Origin of the sequence: Parabacteroides sp. ZJ-118, from assembly GCF_011038785.1 — a bacterium.
Lineage (GTDB): Bacteria > Bacteroidota > Bacteroidia > Bacteroidales > Tannerellaceae > Parabacteroides.
Genome location: NZ_JAAKDT010000085.1, coordinates 1 through 2,613 on the forward strand (window position 1 = coordinate 1; position 2,613 = coordinate 2,613).

Here is a 2,613-nt window from a genome sequence, read left to right on the forward strand (position 1 = left end):
TCAACTATAAAGTTACGAAAAATTCGCCACTTGACCATCTTTTTAGGCGACTATTTTACTGATAATCAAAGGGTTTAATGTGTTTTGTAGCATATCTGCCAAGAATCAAAAAATTAACGAACTATTGTTATATACAAAAAATCAAGAGCTGTTAGATATACTTGCTGATAATGGTATATCAATGGTGTGTAACGATAATATGGATATCGTCATATCAGAAGATGACGCGATGCGTATCGAATCCATAGTTAGTGAGCTTGCCCCCTTTGCTTCTGGGGATTATGCTATAGAAGATTAGAATAAAAGACATGAAGTTAACATTACCAGAGTTTGCCTTTATAGAGGGATCCGGCCACGAAAAAGGCGGTGATCCCCTATATGGGAGGAATGTTATAATACACACACGTTCCGCGAGTATTATCGAGATATTTGTAAGGGACGATGTAGTATTGAATCCTGATGTACTTACATTAAGGTTTAGTTATACCAATAGATTTGGGATTAAAGAGCCAATGATTGCTGCGTTACATTATTGCTCCACGCTTGATGTCAAATATGATTACGAAATGATAAAAAATGAGATCATAAGACCAGCGGCTCAATGGTATTGCGATTGGGCTGATTGGCAAGATGAAAACATAGTAAGAGAGGCTGGATTGAAGTAGATTTAACATAACAAATATGAGCACATATAATTTTAGAACAAAAAACGGTTTCGATGTAACGATCAATACATCTAGATCGTATCCAATGGGATACTTTTGCATGTATGTAACATGCAAAAGTATGAGTGTCGATAATAAGTGGGTATCTATTTTAAATCTTGATGATAACAAAACGTTGAGATTTTACAACATGTATACTCGTAAACGCTGCGCTATTGAGATACCTGATCAAATATACAAATCTATAATTAAACATTATACAGAATCGAGTATTTGCTTGGATAAAATAATTATCGCCAAGATAATAAAAAATGGCGAGGTATGTAGGGAGCTATACGGGAGAGCTATAGCGTGTCCTATCAGCATTGATACATCATCAGGATACGACATTCGTTATACAGTAGAATACGGCATTTCAGAGGAGATGAAATATCGTATTCTTCGTTTTTCGTCTGAATGTAAGATATTTAGCTACTCTTTTGGAGGAGCTGTTATAGAGGAAGAGAAAAATATAACTGTCAGCGAAGGAAAGGTACTCCAAATATTTGTTAGGAGAATGGAGGATGGAGATTGTGACAAGGAATTGGTTACATACGATATAGAACTGCGTGTTGCAACACTTATGTAAATATCTTATGACAAGCAGGGAAAGAATAGGGACAAGGATAGCCAATATAAGAAAGGAAAAAGGCTATACGGTTCGTCGACTGGCCGAAATAGCCAACATCCGACCAGCGACAATCTCCAACGTCGAGAACGGAAAATTTTCAGTTGGGATAGATATACTTGCGAGGATATGCGATGCGCTCGAAGTGAAAATAGAAATAATATGATTACGACAAGCATGACAACATCCGAATTGTTGGAGGAGATCAAGGCTGATTATCAAAATATATTCTCAATATCCGACACAAAAGACGCTAAGGTTAGCCGGATAATCAATAAATCAGGCATCTTCCCTTTGCGCATCCACTCATTTGTTACCACTAAGCGTAAAAACAAGTGGCTGATATTATGGGAGGCTCACAATAAAAAGGATATAGGCGACAATTGCCGGATCTCTTTTGTGTGCTACCATGATACCAATCATGGTAAGTACGCCTATATGCCTGTATTTGTCAATGGTAAGATGATTCTTCTTGTGTTCCCTCCTCACTTCTTCAGACGGTTCGCCGATCGGATGGGTATTAACCTTACAGGAAAAGAGTTGATTAAGCGGTACTTCGAGATAAACAATAGTTATTCGTTCACATTTTCGCACGAAGAGGTGGACGGAAGGTACCGGGAGAATGTATCAGCCACCTGTAAAGAAGGAATTGCTATGGGATTCAAAGCCGTAGTGCTGGATGTTTTTCTGATGAAGACCTTTATCACCTACGATATGTGCAAGGGTGATCAAGTCGGTATCTTCGCCAAGAGCGAGGGGATCAGGAGAATTCAGCACGACAAAAGCATCACCAAAGTATAACGCCCGTGTTTTCCATTACACGGGCATGTTTTATTGGTATATTCATGAACTTTATATAATTTTACGTAATTGCTACCATTCTCGTACTGCCTCATTAATACCTAAGCCAAGACTACGAAGATAACGCATAGTCATTTTTATATCGGAATGCCTACATTGACGGCATACCACATATGGATCTCTTACTATATTATACAGCTCAACGCATCCAGTATGCTTCCATCCATAGAAAATCAACTCTTTTCGTAGGTTTAACGCAGAAATTACATCCCTGTGCCTATCAGAGAAATAAGCTACACGTGATATTCTTTTAGTAAGCGTCCAAGCACAGCCGGACGAAATTGCAAATCACGGATTCAATGGCTGTTAGCTTCTATCCCCTGATTTTGTTTTCATTAAACATTTAGTATTTATTAGTACTCAAACCCATGTTCATGGGGAGCATGCTGCTGTAATCGGTGCACCCGCGCACGATTTTGG

Annotated in this window: 4 protein-coding genes; all 4 read left to right on the forward strand. The window is 38.5% G+C overall.

The features are described from left to right. The first annotated feature begins 308 nt into the window (after positions 1-308). Entirely contained in the window at positions 309-665 is a 357-nt protein-coding gene (locus G7Y39_RS13180; protein WP_165157893.1) for a hypothetical protein, read from the forward strand. 121 nt (positions 666-786) lie between these two features. After that, complete coding sequence (locus G7Y39_RS13185) at positions 787-1,293, forward strand: hypothetical protein (protein WP_165157894.1); 507 nt, start codon at positions 787-789, stop codon at positions 1,291-1,293. A 7-nt stretch (positions 1,294-1,300) separates the two neighbouring features. Then, positions 1,301-1,498 (forward strand): helix-turn-helix domain-containing protein, encoded by a 198-nt coding sequence (locus G7Y39_RS13190; RefSeq protein ID WP_165157895.1) that lies wholly within the window; start codon positions 1,301-1,303, stop codon positions 1,496-1,498. Next, a complete protein-coding gene (locus G7Y39_RS13195; protein ID WP_165157896.1) occupies positions 1,495-2,133 on the forward strand; it encodes a hypothetical protein in 639 nt (212 codons plus the stop codon). Before G7Y39_RS13190 ends, G7Y39_RS13195 begins: the two co-directional genes overlap by 4 nt. Positions 2,134-2,613 lie beyond the last annotated feature (480 nt).

Excerpts from the sequence above, each read along its gene's own strand:
- G7Y39_RS13180 (WP_165157893.1), top strand. The coding sequence starts at position 309 with ATGAAGTTAACATTACCAGAGTTTGCCTTTATAGAGGGATCCGGCCAC.
- G7Y39_RS13185 (WP_165157894.1), top strand. The coding sequence starts at position 787 with ATGAGTGTCGATAATAAGTGGGTATCTATTTTAAATCTTGATGATAAC.
- G7Y39_RS13190 (WP_165157895.1), top strand. The coding sequence starts at position 1,301 with ATGACAAGCAGGGAAAGAATAGGGACAAGGATAGCCAATATAAGAAAG.
- G7Y39_RS13195 (WP_165157896.1), top strand. The coding sequence starts at position 1,495 with ATGATTACGACAAGCATGACAACATCCGAATTGTTGGAGGAGATCAAG.